Annotated in this window: 20 protein-coding genes and 1 riboswitch; of the genes, 7 read left to right on the top strand and 13 right to left on the bottom strand. The window is 51.7% G+C overall.

Annotation, left to right across the window (positions count from 1 at the left end):
- Positions 1–111: 111 nt before the first annotated feature.
- A complete protein-coding gene (locus UNDKW_RS02740; protein WP_162057470.1) occupies positions 112–2,223 on the top strand; it encodes a prolyl oligopeptidase family protein in 2,112 nt (703 codons plus the stop codon).
- 87 nt (positions 2,224–2,310) lie between these two features.
- Here UNDKW_RS02740 and UNDKW_RS02735 read toward each other — a convergent pair whose 3' ends face one another.
- The 4 genes from UNDKW_RS02735 to UNDKW_RS02720 form a co-directional block, all read right to left on the bottom strand.
- Positions 2,311–3,153 carry an amino acid ABC transporter substrate-binding protein gene (locus UNDKW_RS02735; protein WP_232063214.1) on the bottom strand — a complete coding sequence of 281 codons (843 nt, stop codon included), beginning with the start codon at positions 3,151–3,153 and terminating at the stop codon, positions 2,311–2,313.
- A 430-nt stretch (positions 3,154–3,583) separates the two neighbouring features.
- Positions 3,584–4,471 carry an amino acid ABC transporter substrate-binding protein gene (locus tag UNDKW_RS02730; RefSeq protein ID WP_162057468.1) on the bottom strand — a complete coding sequence of 296 codons (888 nt, stop codon included), beginning with the start codon at positions 4,469–4,471 and terminating at the stop codon, positions 3,584–3,586.
- 561 nt (positions 4,472–5,032) lie between these two features.
- The gene (locus UNDKW_RS02725; RefSeq protein ID WP_162057467.1) at positions 5,033–5,401 is read right to left on the bottom strand and encodes an STAS domain-containing protein; all 369 of its coding nucleotides are present in this window, start codon (positions 5,399–5,401) and stop codon (positions 5,033–5,035) included.
- Positions 5,402–5,433: 32 nt separating this feature from the next.
- Positions 5,434–7,695, bottom strand: a complete 2,262-nt coding sequence (locus UNDKW_RS02720; protein ID WP_162057466.1) for a SpoIIE family protein phosphatase — start codon at positions 7,693–7,695, stop codon at positions 5,434–5,436.
- Between the two features lie 146 nt (positions 7,696–7,841).
- Here UNDKW_RS02720 and UNDKW_RS02715 point away from each other — a divergent pair, with 146 nt between their 5' ends.
- The 3 genes from UNDKW_RS02715 to UNDKW_RS02705 are packed head-to-tail and all read left to right on the top strand — an operon-like array spanning position 7,842 to position 13,616.
- Complete coding sequence (locus UNDKW_RS02715; protein ID WP_162057465.1) at positions 7,842–9,593, top strand: ABC transporter ATP-binding protein; 1,752 nt, start codon at positions 7,842–7,844, stop codon at positions 9,591–9,593.
- Entirely contained in the window at positions 9,583–11,349 is a 1,767-nt protein-coding gene (locus UNDKW_RS02710; RefSeq protein WP_370529120.1) for an ABC transporter ATP-binding protein, read from the top strand. The genes UNDKW_RS02715 and UNDKW_RS02710 overlap by 11 nt, the downstream gene beginning before the upstream one ends.
- Positions 11,350–11,357: 8 nt before the next feature.
- Positions 11,358–13,616: a penicillin-binding protein 1A gene (locus UNDKW_RS02705; protein WP_162057464.1), complete on the top strand. Its 2,259-nt coding sequence runs from the start codon at positions 11,358–11,360 to the stop codon at positions 13,614–13,616.
- 10 nt (positions 13,617–13,626) lie between these two features.
- On the opposite strand, the gene UNDKW_RS02700 is transcribed toward UNDKW_RS02705, so the two are convergent.
- The gene (locus UNDKW_RS02700; RefSeq protein WP_162057463.1) at positions 13,627–13,875 is read right to left on the bottom strand and encodes a hypothetical protein; all 249 of its coding nucleotides are present in this window, start codon (positions 13,873–13,875) and stop codon (positions 13,627–13,629) included.
- A 122-nt stretch (positions 13,876–13,997) separates the two neighbouring features.
- Here UNDKW_RS02700 and UNDKW_RS02695 point away from each other — a divergent pair, with 122 nt between their 5' ends.
- Positions 13,998–14,501, top strand: a complete 504-nt coding sequence (locus UNDKW_RS02695) for a GIY-YIG nuclease family protein (RefSeq protein ID WP_162057462.1) — start codon at positions 13,998–14,000, stop codon at positions 14,499–14,501.
- A gap of 71 nt (positions 14,502–14,572) precedes the next feature.
- Here UNDKW_RS02695 and metC read toward each other — a convergent pair whose 3' ends face one another.
- Positions 14,573–15,799 carry a cystathionine beta-lyase gene (gene metC / locus UNDKW_RS02690; protein WP_162057461.1) on the bottom strand — a complete coding sequence of 409 codons (1,227 nt, stop codon included), beginning with the start codon at positions 15,797–15,799 and terminating at the stop codon, positions 14,573–14,575.
- 179 nt (positions 15,800–15,978) lie between these two features.
- On the opposite strand from metC, the gene UNDKW_RS02685 reads away from it, so the two are divergent.
- Positions 15,979–16,458, top strand: coding sequence for an Lrp/AsnC family transcriptional regulator (locus UNDKW_RS02685; protein WP_162057460.1), 480 nt, complete (start codon positions 15,979–15,981; stop codon positions 16,456–16,458).
- 6 nt (positions 16,459–16,464) lie between these two features.
- Here UNDKW_RS02685 and UNDKW_RS02680 read toward each other — a convergent pair whose 3' ends face one another.
- A complete protein-coding gene (locus tag UNDKW_RS02680) occupies positions 16,465–17,247 on the bottom strand; it encodes an MBL fold metallo-hydrolase (protein WP_162057459.1) in 783 nt (260 codons plus the stop codon).
- A gap of 226 nt (positions 17,248–17,473) precedes the next feature.
- On the opposite strand from UNDKW_RS02680, the gene UNDKW_RS02675 reads away from it, so the two are divergent.
- Complete coding sequence (locus tag UNDKW_RS02675; RefSeq protein ID WP_162057458.1) at positions 17,474–18,376, top strand: AEC family transporter; 903 nt, start codon at positions 17,474–17,476, stop codon at positions 18,374–18,376.
- Between the two features lie 46 nt (positions 18,377–18,422).
- Here UNDKW_RS02675 and UNDKW_RS02670 read toward each other — a convergent pair whose 3' ends face one another.
- The 6 genes from UNDKW_RS02670 to UNDKW_RS02645 form a co-directional block, all read right to left on the bottom strand.
- Entirely contained in the window at positions 18,423–18,878 is a 456-nt protein-coding gene (locus tag UNDKW_RS02670) for a DUF3592 domain-containing protein (protein WP_162057457.1), read from the bottom strand.
- 48 nt (positions 18,879–18,926) lie between these two features.
- Complete coding sequence (gene metF / locus UNDKW_RS02665; RefSeq protein WP_162057456.1) at positions 18,927–19,754, bottom strand: methylenetetrahydrofolate reductase [NAD(P)H]; 828 nt, start codon at positions 19,752–19,754, stop codon at positions 18,927–18,929.
- Complete coding sequence (locus UNDKW_RS02660; protein ID WP_162057455.1) at positions 19,741–20,100, bottom strand: phage holin family protein; 360 nt, start codon at positions 20,098–20,100, stop codon at positions 19,741–19,743. The genes metF and UNDKW_RS02660 overlap by 14 nt, the downstream gene beginning before the upstream one ends.
- Before the next feature lie 109 nt (positions 20,101–20,209).
- Positions 20,210–21,640 (bottom strand): adenosylhomocysteinase, encoded by a 1,431-nt coding sequence (gene ahcY, locus UNDKW_RS02655; protein ID WP_162057454.1) that lies wholly within the window; start codon positions 21,638–21,640, stop codon positions 20,210–20,212.
- Between the two features lie 25 nt (positions 21,641–21,665).
- Positions 21,666–21,740: riboswitch (S-adenosyl-L-homocysteine riboswitch) on the bottom strand.
- A 130-nt stretch (positions 21,741–21,870) separates the two neighbouring features.
- Positions 21,871–22,323, bottom strand: coding sequence for a GNAT family N-acetyltransferase (locus UNDKW_RS02650; RefSeq protein ID WP_162057453.1), 453 nt, complete (start codon positions 22,321–22,323; stop codon positions 21,871–21,873).
- A gap of 23 nt (positions 22,324–22,346) precedes the next feature.
- Positions 22,347–22,889 carry an adenine phosphoribosyltransferase gene (locus tag UNDKW_RS02645; RefSeq protein WP_162039603.1) on the bottom strand — a complete coding sequence of 181 codons (543 nt, stop codon included), beginning with the start codon at positions 22,887–22,889 and terminating at the stop codon, positions 22,347–22,349.
- Positions 22,890–22,919: the final 30 nt, after the last annotated feature.

Here is a 22,919-nt window from a genome sequence, read left to right as displayed (position 1 = left end):
CGCCTGCTCACGGGCTCAATTATTGGCTAATTACTGGCTGTCTATATAGCCAAGAGCCGACTGTGAGAAAAATACCAGGCTGAGACCGCCTGTCCAACAATAAGGAAAGCAATGAAACCACAATTGAAACTGATCGCCGCGCTGTGCATGGTAGGTGCAAGCAGCCTGGCGCTGGCCCAGGCAGAAGACAAACACCAGTGGCTGGAAGACGTCACCGGTGACAAGGCCCTGAGCTGGGTCAAGGACCAGAACAAAGTGACCCGCAGCAAGCTCGACAACGATGCAGGTTTTGCCAAGCTGAAAGCCGATTTGCAAGTCGTGCTCGATTCCAAGGACCGCATCCCCGGCATACGCAAAATGGGTGATGCTGTCTATAACTTCTGGATGGATGCAGAACATCCGCGTGGTGTATGGCGTAAAACCACGCTGGAAGAATACAAGAAAGCCCAGCCTAAATGGGAAGTGGTACTCGACGTTGATGCACTGGCAAAAGCAGAAAATGAAAACTGGGTTTACAAGGCCAGTGTCTGCCGCGAACCTGTGTATGACCGCTGCCTGATCGAGTTATCGCGCGGTGGCGCCGATGCGGTTGTCACCCGTGAATTTGACCTTGCCAGCAAATCCTTTGTCAAAGGTGGATTCAGCCTGCCAGAAGCAAAAATGAACCTGGACTGGGTCAATAAGGACACCCTGTTTGTCGCCACCGACTTTGGTGCTGGCACACTGACAGATTCTGGCTATGCACGCGTCGTCAAGGAATGGAAACGCGGTACAGAATTATCTGCGGCCAAGACCCTGTTTGAAGGCCAGAAAACCGATATGGCCGTGGGTGCCAATTCCAGTGACCATAAAGGCATACACAGGGAATTGGTGAGCCGTCAGATCACCTTCTACACGTCAGAGCAATATCTGAAAGAAGGCGACAAGCTGAGCAAGCTCGAAATCCCCGCCAAGAGCAATGTGAGTTTCTTTGACAAGCAAGCCATCATCACGCCACGTGAAGCTTGGAGTGTCGGCGGCAAGACTTATGCATCCGGCAGTGTGCTGGCCATCGATTTTGATGCGTTCATGAAGGGCAACCGCGAGTTCACGGTCTTGTTCGAGCCTAGCGACACGACCTCATTTACTGGTGCCACTGTCACAAAAAATTACTTGTTGCTGCAAACCCTTGATAACGTCAAGAGCAGCCTGAAAGAATGGAAGTTTGACGGCAACAAATGGTCTTCCCGTCAAGTGAGCCTGCCTACCCTGGGTGCAGTTGGTGTGAGTGGCATAGATGCAGAGAATTCTGACGATTACCTGATCAGCTATTCTGATTACCTGACACCCAGCGTGTACATGATGGCCCATGCCGGTAATGACAAACGTGAATTGCTGAAATCCGCACCAAGCTTCTTTGACGCCAGCGCCTATGAAACGGTGCAAAAGTTCACGACATCCAAAGATGGTACCAAGGTGCCTTACTTTATCGTGCGCCGCAAGGATATGAAGTTCGATGGCAATAATCCTACCCTACTGTATGGCTATGGCGGCTTCCAGATTTCCATGACACCTTCTTATTCTGGCGGCCTGGGCAAGAGCTGGCTAGATAAGGGCGGCGTGTATGTCGTTGCGAATATCCGTGGCGGTGGCGAGTTTGGCCCGCGCTGGCATCAACTGGCGCTGAAAGAAAACCGTCAGCGTGCCTATGATGACTTTGCTGCCGTAGCAGAAGACCTGATAGCCAGCAAGATCACCAGCCCTAAACACCTGGGTGCAATGGGTGGCAGTAATGGCGGCCTGCTGGCTGGTGTCGCCCTGACTCAGCGTCCTGATCTGTTCAATGCGGTGGTCAGCCAGGTACCCTTGCTGGACATGCGTCGCTTTAACCAGTTGCTGGCCGGTGCCTCATGGATGGGTGAATATGGTAATCCTGATGTGCCTGCCGAGTGGGATTACATCTCCAAATATTCACCTTACCAGAACGTCAAGGCAGGTGTGACTTATCCTAATGTGCTGTTCATCACTTCTACCCGTGATGACCGTGTACATCCTGGCCATGCACGCAAGATGGCTGCCAAAATGATGGATCAGGGTCACAAGAATGTCTGGTATTACGAAAACATAGAAGGCGGCCACGGTGGTGCAGCCAACAATGCCCAGCGTGCTGACATGAGTGCGATCACTTATACCTTCTTGTGGAATATGCTCAAGCGTGACAATGATGCGGTGCAAGTGCATTAATTAATTAATTAATTAATCAATTAACCAATCAATTAATTAAGTCAGGTACGATGAAAAAAGCAGCCAGTGCGGCTGCTTTTTTTTCGCTTAATCGACTTTATCCGACGGGAAGCGTATGGTTTCACGCAACAGGACGTTCATGGGTAGGGCCAGGTTAACACCATTCGGTTGCACCGGTTTTGTAAACCATTTCTCATAGAGTCTGGTCAGCTCACCATCTGTCATCATGCGCACCATTTCCATATCAATGAGCTTCTTGAAAGAGGCATCGCCCTTGGGCAGCATCATTGCATAGGCTTCTGAAGACAGCGGGTCACCAACGATGACGAGTTTATCGCGTAGCTTGGACCTGGCCTTGAAACCAGCCAGGATTGCATCATGCTGGGCAAATGCATCGACTTGCTTGTTTTCCAGCATGCTGACAGATTCAATATGATCTTTGCTCTCGACCATCTTCATATTCAGGGAGCGCACTTTATCCCTTTCCAGCAAATATTTATCTGTGGAAGTGCCCTTGGTCACGACTACTTTTTTATCTTTCAGATCCTGCCAGTTCTTGATGCTGGAATCAGCAAAGACCATCATGCGTATCGTGGCGAAAAAATGTGGCAGCGTGTAGTTTACTTTAGTACGTCGTTCTGCATTATTGGAGGTAGAACCACACTCAATATCTGCCTTGCCTGAAGTCATCGCCTCCATGCGCGTATCTGAAGTAACAGGGATGTAATTGATCTTCAACTGAGGTAGTTTTAATTCTTTTTTGATCGCATCCACAAATTTGGCGCAGATATCAATCGAGTAACCGATAGGTGTTTTATTCTCTGACAGATAAGAGAACGGGAGTGAGGTTTCCCTGAATGCGATGTTGATCGTATTGGTTTTTTTGATACGCTCAAGTGTATCGGCTGCAGAGGATAACTGTGCCAGCATACAACTTGAAAGAATTAAACTTGCTTTGATAAAGCGACGAAATTTCATGCGACTTCCTTGACCCGGTTGGAGTAGTGGGGATGATAAAGAACTGATTTAGGCAGTGAAGGAGCGATGCTACTTCAATAGCATTGTCAGATGCTGTCGCGCTGAAGGATAAATACTGCGCGATACTTGCCAGACCAAAGTGAACCCGATATCAGTTGCGACAAAAAACACCGCAGGCGAGAATTATAGGAATATTTCTACACAACAACAATCGAAAATTTATGCATTTTGCTTAATGTCATAATTCTACGCCTGATTACGCTCACGCATTTGAGCAATATCAATCAAAAACCCGGGCAAATATCCCGGGTTGGTGAGCACAAAATAGAGGTAGCAAAATAAGCAATAAGCAATAAGCAATAAGCAATAAGCAATAAGCAGCTTAATTCACTTTATCTGAAGGAAAACGTATGGTTTCCTTCAACAGTGCACCCATGGGCCAGGCCAGGTTCATATTGTTGGGCTGTATCGGTTTGGTGAACCATTTTTCGTGCAGCTTGGTGATTTCTCCGTCGGTCATCTGGCGTGCCATTTCAGCATCAATGAATTTCTTGAATGCGGCATCACCTTTGGGCAGCATGATTGCATAGGCTTCAGAAGCCAGCGGGTCACCAACGATGGTCAGTTTGGATGGGTCCTTGGCCTTGGCTTTCAGGCCAAACAGGAGAGCTTCATCCTGGGCAAAGGCATCGACCTGGTTGGTTTCCAGCATGTTAAAAGAATCGCTGTGGTCTTTACCTTCTACCAGCTTCATGTTCAGGGCGCGTACCTTATCACGCTCGAGTATGAATTTGTCAGTAGAAGTACCTTTGGTGAAGACGACTTTCTTGCCCTTCAAATCTGTCCAGTTCTTGATGCCTGAACTGGTTTTGACCATCATGCGCAGGGTAGAAAAGAAATGCGGTATCGTAAAATCAACTACTTTCCTGCGGTCGGCAGTATTGCTGGTTGAACCACATTCCATATCTGCCTTGCCGGATGTCATGGCCTCGATGCGGTTATCTGCCGTGACAGGCAAAAAATTGATTTTCAGTTGTGGCAATTTCAATTCTTTTTTAAGCGCATCAACCATTTTTTTGCAAATGTCTATGGTGTAGCCGACTGGTGCCTTGCTCTCTGACAAATAAGAGAAAGGCAGGGCAGACTCGCGATACGCGATATTGACGGTCTGGCTTTTTTTGATACGGTCCAGTGTGTCAGCAGAGGACAACTGGGAAAGAATAGCAGCAGACGCAAAAACGCCAGCCTGAAGAATACAGCGCAATTTCATATGGTTTCCTTATGCTCTTAAAAAAGACAAAATTTATCGAGACATGTCAGTGGAAGATGTTGCAAAGATGTTCAGGCAGCATATAACTACTATGAGCAGCTATTGCCTGAGTATAGGTAATACAGCGGGGCTATGCAATTCAGCCCGGGATATTTTGCAACAAGCGTGGGGGTTTCAACAGTGAGGGGGCGGATTATATAGCGGACTGAGCGTCTGGAGGGAGAAGTAAACCTCTAGTGAACTGTAGCAGTGAAAATCGGAGTGCCTGCCATGCGCGCGACGATCATGGCTGCGTTGCAAATACTCGCGATAGCCCCGCTATCGCTGTGCTCATTTGTTCCACCTTTGTCTTGCCCTGATGCGCCGGGCGCATGTCTTTCACACTCGATTCCACTGTTACAGTCCACTAGTGAGCTGACGATATAGAAAAAATATTAAGTACAGTTTAGATACTTCAGATACAAAATGATCATGAAAACTCTGGTTTTCAGGTTTCATCAAACAAATCACCAGCCTCAAACGCGGCAGCGTGGAGCCAGGCATAGCAGGTATAAGCTGCCACTAGTCATCAACAGCCTTGCGTTGCATCTCGGCCAGGTAAGCGTCAAGTTCGGCAGTACTGGTGAAAATTTCATTCAGAGGTGCGGCACGGACGATTTCAAATACTTTTTGCACCTGGCGGCTGAGATTGACAAAATAAGTTGTGCCACCATGACTGCGCATGGTTTTGCGTATCTTGGCCAGCACCCGCAAACCTTCACTGGAAATGAAGTTCAAGTCTTGCATACGCATGACCAATACCTTGACTTCTTCGCTGACACTGCTGGCAAAAAACTGTTCCAGATCAGCTGCAGTGCTGGAATCGAGACTGCCTGACAGATCTATGGTGGCTGTTGGCAATTGCGTTTCATCGATGGAAATTTCTAACACTGTTTGTCCTTTGTTATTTGTAGTGCAGGTGCTCAGGGTTTGACGAGAAATTTACGTATGTGCAAATTATTCTGTCCGTGCGCATAGTGGTATTCAATCTGGTCTGCCAGGGCACTCACCAGATACAGGCCAAGGCCACCTTCGGGGCGGTCGGCAAAATCCACTTCCAGGTCAGGTTCATTGACGCCATGCAGGGGATTATAGGCATGAGAATTATCAGTCACGTCGAGTACCACTGCAGACTCCTGCAAATGCACGTCCAGCCGTATGGATGCCGGGTCCTTATCAGTTGCACCATGTGTGAGTACATTCACCAATACTTCTTCAGTAATCAACTGTAAGTCATCAACCACGTCCTCGCTCACCTGCTGTGCCTGCAGCAAACCTGCCAGGCAGGGCCTGACCTGATCATAGACCAGGGGCTGACCATTAAGGCTGATCTGCCAGTCAGCAAAAGCTGGTTTGCGTCGTTTGGCTTGAGGATGAAATTGCATGCTTAGTAATGTCAAGTCGTCAAACTGCGGGGCTTGCGCTATGAACTGCTGATGCGCCAGTGTCACGCAACGGATAATATCTGCTGCAAATGCCGGTGCCTGCCGGGTAATTGTAGTCTGTAATCGGGCTTCTGAGAATTCTTCATTGTCCAGGTTCCTGGCTTCGGTGATGCCGTCGGTGTACATGACAACAATGTCATGAGCAAGCAGGCGAATTTCAAACTGCGGGAAACTGGCCTCCTCTTCCAGCCCCAATGCCGGCCCGGTTTCCAGCACCAGTTTGCTGACCTGACCATCGCGGAACAGCAGCGGTGCATCATGCCCCGCACTGGCATACTGCAGCAGGCCGGTCTTCAGGTCCAACATGGCAAAGAACATGGTGACAAAACGGCATTCAGGATTGTTGTGCGCCAGTTCGCGGTTCACGGCAAACAACAAGGCCGCCGGTGAACTGCTCTGGTGTGCCAGTGTACGCATCAGGCTCAGGGTACGCGCCATGAACAGGGCAGCTGGCACCCCCTTGTTGGCGACATCACCTATCACCATGCAGATACGCTCATCTGCCACATGGAAAAAATCATACAGGTCACCGCCAACTACCCTGGCCGGTTGCAGTAAAGTGCTCACGCTGTAGCGCGGATCGATGGCAGCTTCTGCGCTGGGTAACATGGCTTGCTGTATCTGGGCGGCGATGGCGAGTTCACTTTCCATACGCTGTCTGGCCGCTGTAGCTTCCTGCAATTCCAGTATGTGCAACTTCAGAGAATCACGCATGCGCCGGAATGAACGTGAGAGCCGCCCTACCTCATCGCTCCTGGGGATTTTGGTGAGTTCAGTATCCAGATTGCCCTGGGCAATTTCTTCCGTGCTTTTGCTGAGACTGCGCAAGGACCTGGTAGTCTGCCGTGATACCAGGGCAATGGCGATGCACATCAGCAGCATGTCCTTGCCCATGGAAAAAATCATTATCATGAAATATTTACCAAGATAAGCCTGGAACTCTGCTTCAGGGAAATAGAAGCCATACACCAGCGGCATATCCTGCAGTTGCCGCTTGAAATGTATGCTACCACCCTCTCCAGCACCCTCCGCAGACCGGGTCGATATATCTTGGGGAATAAATTCAGACCTCAGCATGAAATTGCCCGTCAACTGGTTTTTTACATAAGGATGACCTTGCACACTATGATCGACCTCATCAATCAGGTGTAAATTGCTTTGCAGATCTTGCAACAGGGGTTGCATATTGATCAGGATGGCAATGCTTTGTGTTGCTTGCCCATGCATAAACCATCCAGTGCAAAAAACCAGCTCCTGAGTGCGGATGTGCCTGGACCAGTAATGCTGGCCATTAACAACACTGCAGGATTTCAACAATTCATCATCACTCGCTATGCTTTGCCAGGACTGTCCTTTAGTGTCAACTTGCCAGCCAAAGCTTTGATCCTTAGCTTTAATGTCGGAAGAGATAGCAATTTTGCTGACATAAGGAGAGACCGGCAAAATTACTGTAAGACCATTCTGATCGGCAAGATAAAGGCGCTCATCCGTTTGCACCAGGCGGCTGGCTTGCTCAGCTAGCAAGTGCAGGCTGGATTGGTGTTTTGCCGCAATGGCATCGAGTTTGGACATTGCTATCTGCTTAACCCAGCCCGTCATGACTTGCTGCAACAAGGAACGCATCTGGTAGTAAGAACCACCATAAATCACTACCGCCGCCATCAGGCAGGCAAAAACCAGGCGGTAAGTAATACTGGTGAACTGGAATGCTCTTAATTTAATCACACTGTATTTAGTCACACTGAATGTCTATACGAAAGTCTGCCGGGATGCGCAGCATGGAGGCCAAAGTCTGAGGATACTGTATCATTTCCTGCTTTGCCATCAATCGAGGACTTGCATTTGATGCATGCAACCATTTCCTGTCTTACTGGTCTGAACCTTCCATGAGTCTGTACCAGCTTCTAGCACAATTTATCCGCCAGCACTGGCGCCAGTACATCAGTGCTGGCCTGATGCTGTTTGCCGTTGCCGTCATGACGGTCTTGATACCACGCCGTGTCGGCATGATTATCGATGGCATGGTGGCGGGACGTTTTGACAACACAGCCCTGATGTGGGAACTGTCCTGGTTGCTGGGCATGGGCCTGGCTATCTATTTCCTGCGGGTGGGTTGGCGCACGCAATTGTTTACCGCTTCTTATCAACTGGGCATGCAATTGCGTACCCGTTTGTATGAGCGTCTGAGTGTGCAGGGTTCGCGCTTTTTCCAGCAACAAAGAACCGGCGACCTGATGGCGCTGGGCACCAATGATGCAGATGCCATAGAACTGGCCGCAGGTGAAGCCGCTCTCGCCGGTTTTGATGGCAGCATGACCTTTGCCCTGGTGATAGGCATGATGCTGCTGGGTGTGGACTGGCGGCTGGCACTGGCGGCCCTGCTGCCCTTCCCTTTCATGGCCTGGGCCTTCAAGCATATTACCCATCATATACAGGATGCTTCACGCGATTCTCTCGACCGTTTCAGCAAACTCAATGATCAGGTGCAGGAAACCTTATCAGGAGTGCGCACCCTGCGAGCCCTGGGCCTGGAACAGCGCAGCGCCGCGCAGTTCGCCGAACTGGCAGAAAACGCTGCAGCGGCCAGCCTGAATGCGCAACGCTGGGAGGCAGCCTATGAACCGGCAGTGGGCCTAAGTCTGACTGCAGCTGGTGCGCTGACGCTGGGTGTCGGTGGTTACCTGGTCTGGCATGGTGAAATGAGCATCGGTGCCTTGACGAGCTTTTCCATGTATCTGGGCCAATTGATCTGGCCCATGTTTGCTGCTGGCTGGGTCTTGTCACTGCTGGAACGCGGCAAGGCCGCCTGGGCACGGCTGGAACCGGTATTGACGCAGGAACTCAGCGTCAATGATGAGGGCAAGCTGGATACGCCACCTGCCGGTGATCTGGTTGTAGAAAATGTCAGCTTTGCTTATCCTGGCCAGACCAGGCCAGCCTTGCAGGACATCAGCCTGCGTATTGCGCCGGGACAAACCCTGGGCATAGTCGGCCCTACCGGCTCAGGCAAATCCAGCGTGGTGCGCCTGCTGCTGCGCCAGATCGAGGCTGAACAAGGCCAGGTGGCCTGGGGTGGGCATGCGCTGGCAGACTATAAATTGCAAGCCTTGCGCCTGTCCATCAACTGGGTAGCGCAGGAACCGTTTTTATTCTCGGCATCGATTGCTGACAATATCTCGCTCAGTAATCCTGCTGCCAGCCGTGCCGAGATCATGAAGGCCGCACAACTGGCGTCAGTGGATGATGATATACAGCGCTTCCCGCATGGCTATGACACGCTGGTGGGCGAGCGTGGCGTCACCCTGTCTGGCGGCCAGAAACAGCGCGTAGCCATCGCCCGAGCCTTGCTGACGGCCAGCCCTTTATTATTGCTGGACGATGCCCTGTCAGCAGTCGATACGCAAACCGAAACGCATATCCTGCAACATCTGGCAGAGTTGCGACAAGAACATCCTGAACGCAGTGCCGTCATCGTCAGCCACCGTCTGAGTGCGGTACTGGAAGCCAATCACATCCTGGTATTGCGAGAAGGAAAAATCATAGAGCAAGGCAATCACCAGACCTTGCTGGATATGAATGGCTGGTATGCAACGCAATGGCGTTATCAACAATTGGAAGCAAGCCTGGATGCAGCCTGATACGAAAAAATTACCCGCTGCCATGTCGGAAAAAAAACAGGCAGTGCATTTGCTGCTGCACGCAGCCCGCGATGAAAAACGCCATGTCTGGCTGGGCATCTTCTTTTTAATGATCGCCGCCGCCCTGGAAGCTGTTGGCCCGTTTCTGGGCAAGGCTTTCATAGACCGTTACCTGTTGCCGCACCAGATGGACATGGGCATGGTCATAGCCCTGCTGGCAGCTTATGTACTGACAGGCTGGGGCGCAACCTGGCTGCGCTATTTGCAACTGACACGGCTGGCTGGTGTGGCCATGCGTTCAGTGCGGCGCTTGCGTGAACAGGTGTATGGACATGTCCTGCGCCTGCCCATGGCTTTCTTTGACAAGGCGATTACCGGACAACTGGTCAGCCGCGTGACGAATGACACTGAGTCTGTCAAGAACCTGTATGTGCAGGTGCTGTTCGTCATGCTCGACAGTTCTATCGTCGTCCTAGGCGCACTGACTGCGATGGCCTTGCTGGAATGGCGTTTGATGTTGATTGTTCTGATGCTGATACCGGCGGTCATTATCATCGTCTGGTTTTACCAGCGCTGGAGCGCGCCAGCTGTCAGCAAGGCGCGCCAGTTGCGCAGTGAAATCAATGCCCAGGTCGCAGAGAGCATCAATGGCATGAGCACGTTGCAAGCCAGCAATGCCGAGCGCCGCTTTGGTGAGCGCTTTGCCAAAACCAATCAATTGCATTACGCCGCCAGACTGGATGAATTGCGCGCCAATGCCTGGCTGCTGCGCCCTGCACTTGACCTGATGAATTCGATCTTGCTGGTGGTAGTGATTTTCACTTTCAGCCAGCGCAGTTTTTCTGGTGTGGAGATAGGTGTGCTGTACGCCTTTGTCAGCTACATCGCCCGCGTCGTGGAGCCGCTGATACAGATCACCCTGCAGTTCGGCCAGATACAGCAAGCCGTGGTTTCTGCCGCGCGTGTCAACACACTGCTCAATGAACACCAGCATGTACAGGCCAGCAGCGATGCGCGCATTACTGACGGCCATCTGACGCTGGACAAAGTCAATTTTGGTTATGACCCGGCGCGACCAGTCTTGCATGACTTTAGCCTGGATATCCCGGCGGGTAGTTTTTATGGCATCGTCGGCCATACCGGCAGTGGCAAATCTACCCTGCTGAGTCTCTTGCTACGATTTTATACGCCACAGTCTGGCCGCATGGAAGTCGATGCTCAGCCGCTGGCCAACATCACGGATGCGCACTTCCGCGAAAAGGTGGGGCTGGTGCCGCAAGAACCATTTTTACTGGCAGCCAATGCGCGAGAAAATATCGCCATGGGGCGTGACATCAGCGAGGCAGACATCATCGCTGCGGCTAAGGCTGCACATGTCCATGATTTTATTTTGCAACTGGAAAATGGCTACGACACACCACTGGGTGAAGGTGGTGCGCGGCTCTCTACCGGGCAAAAACAATTATTGGCAATTGCCCGCGCGCTGGCTGGCAAGCCGCGCATCCTGTTCCTGGATGAAGCGACTTCGCATATCGACAGTGAAACCGAACAGGTAGTACAAACCGCGCTGACAGAATTGCGCGGCAAGGTCAGTATCATCGCGATTGCCCACAGATTATCTACCATACGTGACGCCGACAGCATCATCGTGCTGAACCACGGCAAGCTGGCTGAGCAAGGTAATCATCAAGAATTAATGCAGGTCGATCAGGGCATATACCAGCGCCTGTATTTGCTGCAAACCCTGGAAGAATAAGGAATAGCATGAAGAAGTGGATAGTGTTCGGCATCAGCCTCTGTACCACCCTGTTACTGGCGGGTCTGGCCTTTATATTTTTTGTGGTGGCCCCGGGTTTGCCTACGCTGGAAGCGGTGACCGATTACCGCCCAAAAATCCCGCTGCGCATCTACACCGCCGACAATGCCCTGATAGGTGAATTTGGTGAAGAACACCGCGACTTTGTACCGATCAAGCAAATCCCGGCGGTCATGAAAAATGCGCTACTGTCGATAGAAGATGCGCGCTTTTATGAACATGGCGGTATCTCCTTCATCGGCGCCGGTCGCGCCATTTTGGCGGACTTGCGCGGCGGTTTTCATCAGGGTGCATCCACCATCACCATGCAGGTGGCACGCAACTTCTTCCTGACCAATGAAAAATCAGTAGAACGCAAAATGAAAGAAATTTTGCTGACTTACCGCATCGAAGACGCACTGACTAAAGACCAGATTCTGGAACTGTACATGAACCAGATTTTCCTGGGCAAACGCAGCCATGGTTTTTCCAGTGCCGCAAAAACCTACTTTGGCAAATCACTTGATCAACTGACGCTGGCAGAAGCCGCCATGCTGGCAGGTGTACCGCAAAACCCGGTGCGGCATAACCCCGCCGTGAATTTTGAAAAAACCAAGCAAAGACAGTTACTGGTCTTGAAGAGCATGGTCAGGAATGGTTTCATCACCGAAGCCCAGATGGAAGCCGCCGCCAAGGAAGACATCAAGGTCATCAAAGGCCAGCAATTTGATGCCCATGCTGACTACGTGGCCGAGATGGTGCGCCAGAGTATCTATGCGCAATACAAGGAAGATACCTATACCAAAGGTATCAGGGTCTATACCACCATCAACAAGGCCGAGCAGGATGCCGCTTATGAAGCCGTACGCCGCAACATCATGGCTTATGACCAGCGCCATGGTTATGACGGCCCTGAAGCCCATATAGACTTGCCAGCAGATGAAGATGAACGCGACGATGCGATAGACCAGATCTTGCGCAAGCATCCTGACAATGACAAGGTATTGGCAGCGGTGGTGACCCAGGCCTCCGGCAAGATCGTCAAGGCCGAACTGCAATCTGGCGACAGCATAGAAATCACTGGTGAAGGCTTGCGCTTTGCTGCTACGGCACTGACAGACAAGGCCAAGGCTGGCATCAAGATACGCCCAGGCTCGGTCATACGGGTGATGCAGGATGCCAAAAAACGCTGGGCGATTACGCAGATACCTGAAGTCGAAGGTTCTTATGTGGCGCTGAATGCGGATGATGGCTCTTTCCGTGCGATGGTCGGCGGTTTTGATTACAACCGCAAGAAATTCAACCATGTGACCAGTGCCTGGCGTCAGCCTGGGTCGAGCATCAAGCCCTTCATTTATTCAGCCGCGCTGGAAAAAGGTTTTTACCCTGGCACCCTGATCAATGACGTGCAACTATCAGAGACATCGGACAGCAATCTGCGCTGGGACCCGCGTAATGATGACGGTAAATATGACGGCCCCATCACCATGCGCACGGCGCTGGCACAATCCAAGAACGTGGTGTCGGTGCGCATATTGAAAGCCATTGGTGTGGAACAGGCCAAGGCCTGGTTGCCACGCTTTGGTTTTGACAAGGACAAGCACCAGGCCAACCTGACCATGGCCCTGGGTACCGGTTCTGTGACGCCCTTGCAGCTGGCATCAGCCTATGCGGTGTTTGCCAATGGCGGCTACTCGGTCAACCCCTGGCTGATCAGCAAGGTGGTGGATGGCAAGGGTGTCGTGCTGTTTGAAAACAAGCCACCTGCCAAGGCGCAGGAAGAGTCACGCGTCATCGACGCCCGCAATGCCTATATCACGGACCAGATGTTGCGTGAGGTGGTACGTAGCGGCACCGGTGCCAGCGCTACCGCAAAACTGGGGCGTCGTGACCTGGCAGGCAAGACCGGCACCACCAGTGATGCGGTCGATGGCTGGTTTGCCGGTTATGCAGGCAATGTGGTGGCTGTGGCCTGGATGGGTTATGACGATCCCAAAAGCCTCGGCGGCCGCGAGTTTGGTTCTACCCTGGCCCTGCCTATCTGGATAGACACCATGCGCGTGGCGCTGGCTGGCAAGCCTGAAACCGCGCGTGCCGTGCCTGAAGGCATCAGCAATGCCGAGGGTGACTGGATGTTCAATGAATTCCTGAACGGTGCAGGGGTACGCACACTGGATATGGGCGATGCTCCGGCGGCAACAGCGCCAGCGACGACAACAGCACAGTAGCCCGTATAGATCACCAGCCCCAAGAAAAAGCCCGCAGATCACTCTGCGGGCAAGTATCCCGACCTTTGGAGGTAAAACTTTTCAGGACTGCCGCATGGTAGTGGCTGGACATGACAGGCGCATGACAGTGGATCAGAAGCAGGTCAAAAATAGGCCAGATACCGGTAACAGCGAGAAAAAAAAGCCCGCTGCAACTTCCAGCGGGCAAGAAATCCTGTGCGGGAAGCAAAACAGGATGGTGGTAAATCAGCAGTGTCAAACTTCTGTTCCGAATTTCTAAGCTATAAACAGAGTGCAAAGCACCCCTTTATTCCCTGTCTTGAATACCAGACAAGTTTTGTAGACTCCTCAGCATCCCTTTACAAAATGTCTGGTTAAGAGATGACTACTAGCTACCGCCCACAAAGGTCTTTGCCACGCGAACCACAATTCATGCATGGCACTCCAGGTACTATCTACATTTTGCAAAACGATGGCTTGCGCCAGGGTCTGTACAAGATCGGTGCTACCCGCCGCTCTGGTGTCTCCAAAGCCATGGAACTCAACCGTGACCAGCAACAACTGATACCCGGCCAGTATGAATGCGCATTTGAACTGCATACCAAGGATTGCGGCCAGGCCCTTGATGAAATCCTGAAACTGTTCCAGCGTGAGCGCCGCGGCAAACGTGGGGATGAATTCTATGAATTCGATCTCGACGACGCCGCCGGTAAAATCGCCAACATCATTGCCACCATCAACCGCCAGGGCCTGATACGCCAGCAACACACGCTCTCGATGATGCGTCACCTCGAACCCGACGAACCCAGCACCAGCAATGCGGAGGCCTTTACCCCGCCACCTTCAGGCATACTCAAGAAAGCGATCGCCTGGGTGAATAGCTGAACTGGTGAGCGGTATTCAGCTCTGTATTTCAGCTTAATATTTCAGCTTAATATTTCAGCTCTGTATTTCAGTTACACAACCGCCTTCAGATAATTGCGCTCACGCCCGGTTTCCTGGCCCTTGCGCAAGGAGGCAAAGCCTTGATCAAGATCGGCCAGTAAATCCTGTACTGCTTCCAGCCCCACATGCAGGCGCAACATAGGTGCCTGCCATTTGGCGGCATTCACAGTGCGGTAAGATGCCGGGTTGGTCGGCAAGATCAGGCTCTCAAAACCACCCCAGCTAAAACCGATGCCAAACAGGCGGGTGCGGTCTATCAAGGCAGCGACTTGCTGTTCTGTGATGTCAGCACGGAACACTGCACCCATCAGGCCGCAGGCATATTCTGCTTTGAAGTCACGCTTCCACAATTCATGACCAGGGCTGCCTGGCATGGGCGGGTACAAGACCTCGGCCACCTCTGGCTGCTCTTTCAACCAGCGTGCGACGACGTGGGCACTTTCTCTATGTGTAGCCAGGCGTGCTGCCAGCGTACGCATACCGCGCAAGGCCAGCGCGGCATCATCTGCGCCTATGGTCAGACCCAGTTGGCGATAAGTATTGCGGATACGCTCTTCCAGTGCTGTCGTTGTCAAAATCGCCCCCATCAGTGCATCAGAGTGGCCGACGATGTACTTGGTGGCTGCATGGATGGAGACATCGATACCCAGCTCAAACGAATCCCAGCCTATAGGTGTGGCCCAGGTAGAGTCAGAAACAACTACCGCACCACGCGCATGGGCGGCAGCGGCAATGCCGGGAATGTCCTGTATTTCAAATGTCAGAGAACCTGGCGACTCTACAAAGATCACCTTGGTATTGAATTGCATGAGATCAGCAATGCCACGGCCCACCAGCGGGTCGTAATAAGTCGTGGTGACACCCATCTGCTTGAGCATGCCATCGCAAAACAGACGGGTAGGGTCATATACGGTATCAACCATCAGCAAATGGTCGCCAGGCTGCAACAGGGCGAGCAAAGTGGTGGTAACGGCTGACAGGCCAGACGGTGTCAGCATGCAGGCAGCAGCGCCTTCTGCCGCGCACAGGGCCTGTTCCAGTGCCTGTGTGGTTTCATTGCCGTGACGGCCATAGGCGCGGCGTGTGCCACAGGCATTCTTGAGGGAGGCGACATCAGGAAACAGCATGGTCGAAGCGCGCACTATGGAAGGATTCACAAACGCCGCGTGGTCCTTGCCCTTGCGACCGGCATGGGTCAGGCGGGTGGCGGTTTGTAATACTGGCTCGACGATATTCATGGTGATTCCTTTGTTCATTCTGTGCATTAACTGATTGCTACCCTGATGCGTATCGATAAAGACCATGATCACCTCAGGGTGGTACAAGACATATCCTAGCAACAGCCAATAAGAATTTTTTACCAAATTATTCAAGGATTTATGCTATTTTTAGGAAAATTTCCTATGAACTAGAAAATATGGACAAAATTGATCTAGAAATACTGAATATCTTGCAGAAAGATGCCTCCATTGCACTGGCCGATCTGGCCCAGGCCGTGCACTTGTCCGTCACGCCCTGCTGGCGCCGTGTGCAAAAACTGCAGGAGGATGGCGTCATCAGGCAGCAGGTCACGCTGTGTGATCCAGTGAAGCTGAACCTCGGTTTGACGGTCATGGTGGCGCTGAAGGCGGCCCAGCATAATGAGAAGTGGATGCAACGTTTTATTGCAGGTGTTGGGGCGATACCTGAGATCGTTGAAATCCTGCGCATGAGTGGCGACATCGACTACTTATTGAAAGTCTATGTGCCCGATATGGCAGGCTTTGATCAGGTATATAAAAAGCTGGTGAAGGTAGCTGACCTGCAGGATGTCAGCTCCAGCTTTGTGATGGAGGTCATCAAGAACACCACGGCCCTGCCCTTGAATTATGCAGTACTGAAAAGCGGTAAAAGCTGAGCTTGCTCAGCCCCTGAAGCGGTAATGTTCCTGCGTGAACAAATCGATGCCGCATTGCAGGTTTTCGATCCAGTCCAGGAATGCGGTGATTGCTTCGCGGCCTTTGAAATACCTGCCATGCTGGGGCACCAGCATATCCACATCCATGGTCCTGACCATGTTTGCCCACAGGCGGCAGACCTTGTTCGACACCATATAGCGCTTGTGAAAACCGCTCATGGTATGCACATGATCAAGGAATTGCGCCCTGGTCGTGATCGCAGTTTCTATGTCATGCGCATCGACCATGGAGGCACCGACGTCACCAGAAAACAGGATTTTTGATTTGCTGTCGTAGAACTGGAAATTGCCTTCAGCATGCAGGAAATGCGCAGGCACGGCATGGATGATGGTGTCGCGCAAACGCACCGGCATGCCTTCATCGGGGATGCCGACGATGCGTCCTTCGGAGCGATTCAGGTTACAGAAATGCGGTACAAAGCGCGACCATAATTTCGACACATACAAATCACAATTCGTCCCCATTAGCCACTTGTCGAGCGCGCCTATGATGTCAGGGTCCTGGTGTGATGCGAACAGGTATTTGAGGTCTTTCTTCGGCAGATATTTGTGCAGGCTTATCAGCAATGCGTTATAGGTCAGGTTGCCGGAAGGATCGATCAACGCCCCCTCGCCTTCTGATACGACAAGGAACTGATTGGCCTGGACGGCGTGGTCTGCAGTATCGTCCAGCAGATCATTGAACATTACGCAGATGTGTTTGCCGTCATTAAAAAGTTCTATTGCCAATTGAGCCCCGCATGCCATAAATGTGAAATGGTATTGTAGAAAAACTGGCAAAACGGCTCTTGACGTGGATCAAGAATGGATCAAGAGCAACTAAGGCTGCTGGCTAATCCTCTTCACATGAAATCTTGTCATCTGTGTTTGCTACCACAGCACAAAGCTGGCAAAGCGGCTAGACTCTTGTGAACAGAAGTAAACCTGTCTCTCCATTTTTCTGGCAAGCGCACGCATGATAGAACGCATACTATCCATCATCCTTCCTGTGTTTATTATCATAGGACTGGGTTATGCCTATGCGCGGCGCAAGGGTCCTGCTGCTGCGACGGATATGGTGTCGGTCAACCGCATCAGCATGGATGTGCTGTGCCCCTTACTGATTTTCACTGCGCTGGCGGGCAAGGACTTTGATGTTGCCCACAACCTGTGGCTGATACTGGCCGGTGCCCTGATTGCCCTGGGCTCAGGTTTGCTGGCCTGGCCGGTAGCGCGCCTGCTGGGTTACGACGTGCGCAGCTTTGTGCCGCCGATGATGTATAACAATTGCGGCAATATGGGTTTGCCACTGGCAGCACTGGCCTTTGGTACCAGCGGCCTGTCGGCAGCAGTGGCGCTGTTCATGGCTTGCAACCTTGTGTATTTCACGGTGGGCATACGCATCATCCAGCATGGGCATCCCGATCATCAGGATAATCCCTGGCGCTTTTTGCTGAGCCCTATGATGCTGGCCATGGCGGCAGGCATGCTGTTTGCCATTTTGCATATCCCTCTGCAGCCTACCTTATTCCTGGCTTTGAAGATGACGGGGGATGCCTGCATCCCCATCATGTTGTTTGCGCTGGGCGTGCGCATGCTGGATATCAATTTCGCGAGCTGGCGCATAGGCATGGCAGGCGCCATCGTCTGCCCGCTGGCAGGTTTGCTGGTGGCCGGGATACTGGAACTTATCTTGCCGCTGACGCCAACCCAGCGCGGCCAGATGTATCTGTTTGCGGCATTGCCACCTGCAGTATTTTGTTTCATGGTGGCAGAGCAATATAAACAGGAGCCTGACAAGGTCGCGTCTATCGTCTTGCTCGGCAATGCCGCTGCCCTACTGTTTGTACCTTTGGGTTTGTGGCTGGGTCTGCGCTAGCTATGCCTATGTTATTGATACGCACTCTGTGCACTGCCAGCTGTGGCTAACGATATTGCCACAGCCACGCCATCAGTGAAAAGAACAACAATGCCAGGATGAGGCCACCGTAGGTATAACGATTGAATCCGGGAATCAGCACGCTAGTGCCCGGCTGCTTTGGATAGTAATACACTTTCACTGCAGCTCCGGCAGGAAACCTGGCCACGATATTGCGGGCAACACCTAGCGTTGGTTCACTACCGTAATATGCGCGCCAGCCTTTATGCCTGGTTCCGTTCAGGACATATTCGTAGTGAATCCGCCACGTCCAGGTATTACCTTCACTTCCTGTGCGTCGAGAAAAACGCTGTACCTTGGAATGTACTATTTCCCCCTCGGTCGCAGGCCATGACCTGCTTTGCCATGCTCCCCAAAGGTCACGCATGGCCAACGCCAGAGCAAGCAAACCAAACAGCGCAAGCAGCAGGCAGGCAACTTGAGGAAAAGAATCAAAATTCATACATTCACAAGCCCATTCCCTTAAAGGAGGCCACTGACTGATGCTATATCAAATCAATCGCTGCCAGATTGCTGTCGTCGCTGCTGCCTGGTTCAAAGAATAGAAATGCAGGCCCGGCGCACCACCTGCGAGCAGTCGCTCGCACATGGCGGTCACAACATCAAGGCCAAAGGCCTTGATCGACGCAGTGTCGTCACCATAACTGGCGAGCTTCAAACGTATCCAGCGCGGGATTTCTGCGCCGCACATTTCAGAGAAACGCTGTAACTGCGTGCTATTGGTGATAGGCATGATGCCTGCGACAATAGGTGCAGTCACGCCCGCCTTGCGTGCTTCCTCAACAAAGCGGAAGTAGGCATCAGCATTGTAAAAATACTGGGTGATTGCAGCATTCGCACCAGCATTCATCTTGCGCACGAAGCTGTTCAGATCGTCTTGCGGTGAACGTGCCTGTGGATGCATTTCAGGATAGGCCGCCACTTCAATATGGAACCAGTCGCCAGTCTCGGCACGGATAAATTCGACCAGTTCATTAGCATAACGGAATTCACCGCCCATGCCATAGCCACTGGGCAAGTCGCCGCGCAAGGCGACCAGGCGGCGGATATCATTGGCCTTGAATTCATTCAGGATAGCCCGTATCGATTCACGCGTACCACCCACGCAGGACAGATGCGGTGCGGCATCATGGCCTTCGCGGCGTATCTCGGTCACGGTATCAAGCGTACCCTGCTGGGTAGTGCCGCCAGCACCGAAAGTGACAGAGAAATATTTAGGATTAAGTTCGGCCAGTTTGGCCCGTGTGACACGCAGCTTTTCCGTGCCTTCCGCCGTCTTGGGCGGGAAAAATTCTATGCTGAAATTAGGCGTCTTCATCTTTTTTATTTTGCAACAATAAGGTCGAGAGTGCCCAGGAGATCACGCTGTACAACAATGCGCCACCCACTGCAGCCCAGAAGCCGGTAACGTGGAAGCCATCGACCATATTCGCCACTGCCCAGAACATCAGGCCATTAATGACGAAAATGAACAGACCCAGACTCAGTACCGTTGCTGGTAAAGTCAGTATCAAGACTATGGGACGGATAACCGTGTTCACCAGACCCAGCACAACTGCCACGACCAGAGCGGTAGTAAAGCTGTCTATCTGTACCGACGAAATCAGGTAAGGAATGGCCAGCAGGGCCAAAGCATTGATCAACCAGCTTGCCAGTAAACGCATACATGCTCCTGTCTGTAGGTGGGTAAACCGTATCGATGAACGATACGGTTTCATTGCACTGACTTGCGCGGGCTTGTTGATGGCATACCCGCGCAAGTGCACCAGCTAATTAATAACGGTAGTGATCTGGCTTGTATGGGCCATTTTGATTCACGCCTATATAGGCAGCCTGCTCTTCTGTCAGCACGCTCAGTTGTGCATTGAGTTTTTTCAATTGCAGACGCGCGACTTTTTCATCCAGATGTTTAGGCAAGGTGTAAACGCCGACTGGATATTTCGCTGTATTGGCAAACAATTCAATTTGCGCAATAGTCTGGTTAGCAAAAGAAGAACTCATGACATAGGATGGGTGGCCTGTACCGCAACCCAGGTTCACCAGGCGGCCTTCTGCCAGCAGGATGATGCGTTTGCCGTCAGGGAAAATCACGTGGTCAACTTGTGGCTTGATGTTTTCCCAAGTGTATTGCTTCAATGCGGCGACGTCGATTTCATTATCGAAGTGACCGATGTTGCAAACGATGGCCTGGTCTTTCATCTTCAGCATGTGAGCATGACTGATGACGTGGTAGTTACCTGTCGTCGTCACGAAAATATCGCCATGTTCAGCAGCATATTCCATGGTCACAACGCGGTAGCCTTCCATCGCTGCCTGCAATGCGCAGATAGGATCGATTTCAGTCACCCAAACCTGTGCAGACAAAGCACGCATGGCTTGGGCAGAGCCCTTGCCTACATCACCGTAACCGGCGATAACGGCAACTTTGCCAGCGATCATGACGTCAGTTGCACGCTTGATGCCATCCACCAGGGATTCACGGCAGCCATACAGGTTGTCGAATTTTGACTTGGTGACGGAGTCATTGACGTTGATGGCAGGGAAAGCCAGTTTGCCATCTTTGTGCATCTGGTACAGGCGATGTACGCCTGTGGTTGTTTCTTCTGTCACGCCCTTGATTTCTGCCAGGCGTTTGGAGTACCAGGTAGCATCGATAGCCAGGTGTTTTTTGATCGCATTGAACAGGCAGATTTCTTCTTCTGAACCTGGGTTGGCCAAGACAGAAATATCTGTTTCAGCACGAGTACCCAGATGCAGCAACAATGTCGCGTCGCCGCCATCATCAAGAATCATGTTGGAATAGCCGCCGTCTTTCCATTCGAAAATACGGTGGGTGAAATCCCAGTACTCATCCAGGTTTTCGCCTTTGAAAGCGAACACTGGTGTGCCGCCAGCAGCAATCGCTGCAGCAGCATGATCTTGCGTGGAGTAAATATTGCAAGATGCCCAGCGCACTTCTGCACCCAGGGCCAGCAGTGTTTCAATCAACACGGCAGTCTGGATAGTCATGTGCAGGGAACCGGTGATACGGGCACCCTTCAATGGCTGGCTAGCGGCGAACTCTTCACGGATAGCCATCAGGCCCGGCATTTCTGTTTCAGCAATACGGATTTCTTTACGGCCCCAATCAGCGAGACTCAGGTCAGCAACGAAAAAATCTTGAGAAGTATTGGTAGTGGATGTATTTGCTACGACGGCGTTCATCACGCCCTCCTTTCTAGTGAAAAAAGTAACGTGAGCGCAGTTATGGATATCCCAAGCCTGGCAAAAACTTAACGTTTTCGTCGCAACGCTCCTTGGAAGATTTGAAGTATAGCGCAGCTCTGGGCTTTGTGCAGATTTCTTGCTATTTGTAACGAATAAGTCCTAAAAAGAAAAATGCCCCCCCCTTTGCAGGGGTTTGGCATTTAAGCAATCGTGAGTCTTTTATATGATTACTTGAGTATTTTCTCAAAGCAAACAGCCTCTGTCCGTCCGGCATATTTACCAAAATTTGGAATCCGTGCGTAGCCATGTTTTTCATAGAAAGTGACTGCACGCTGGTTGATGAGGCGGGTTTCCAGACATAGCCTCAGGTAACCAAATTCTTTGGCGGCAGCTTCAAGATGTGCCAATACGGCAAGACCCACACCCGATACCTGTGCGTACATGCGCTTGACTTCAGCCGCCCCCTCGCCCATCGGACGAAAAGCACCGCAACCCACGGCCTTGCCATCTTCGTTGCGTGCCAGCACAAACAAGGCACCTGGCACGCGCACATCTTCTGGGTCAAAGGATGAGCGTCCGCTACTGCCGGTGATTGCAGCCAGACGTTCGGAAAGCTCATCCAGCAAAACCACCGCCTCGGGCAAGGCCGGGTCTGCTGCGCCGATGTGAAACTCATGCATGCGAGTGAGTACCTGCCAGCCTGTCAATGTCCGTCGAAATTACAGACTGTGAACAAGGGTAAGCCACTGTCCTTGATAATTTTAGAACCACCGAGTTCAGGCAGATCAACGATGACAGCACCTTCAACTACCGTTGCGCCCAGACGCTCCAGCAATTTCTTGCCTGCCATCATGGTGCCACCAGTGGCAATCAGGTCATCGATGAGGACGACGCGGTCACCTTTTTTGCAGGCATCGGAATGCAATTCCACTGTCGCGCTGCCATATTCAAGCTCATATTGCTCCGATACGGTATGGAAAGGCAGCTTGCCTTTCTTGCGGATAGGTACGAAACCCAGGTTCAGTTCATAGGCGACTACTGAGCCTATGATGAAGCCGCGTGCATCCAGGCCAGCCACGACATCTAGCTTTTCATCCATGTAGCGATGTACGAACATATCAATGAGTACGCGGAATACTTTAGGATTTTGCAACAAGGGGGTAATGTCGCGGAACATCACGCCTGCTTGTGGCCAGTTTTCCACCGTGCGTATATGTTGTTTAATGTACTCTGATGGATTTAACATCAAGCATGTCCTTCAAATTTTAAAATAACC

The organism is Undibacterium sp. KW1 (assembly GCF_009937955.1).
Classification (GTDB): Bacteria; Pseudomonadota; Gammaproteobacteria; order Burkholderiales; family Burkholderiaceae_D; genus Undibacterium.
This window is presented reverse-complemented; position numbering and strand designations above follow the sequence as displayed.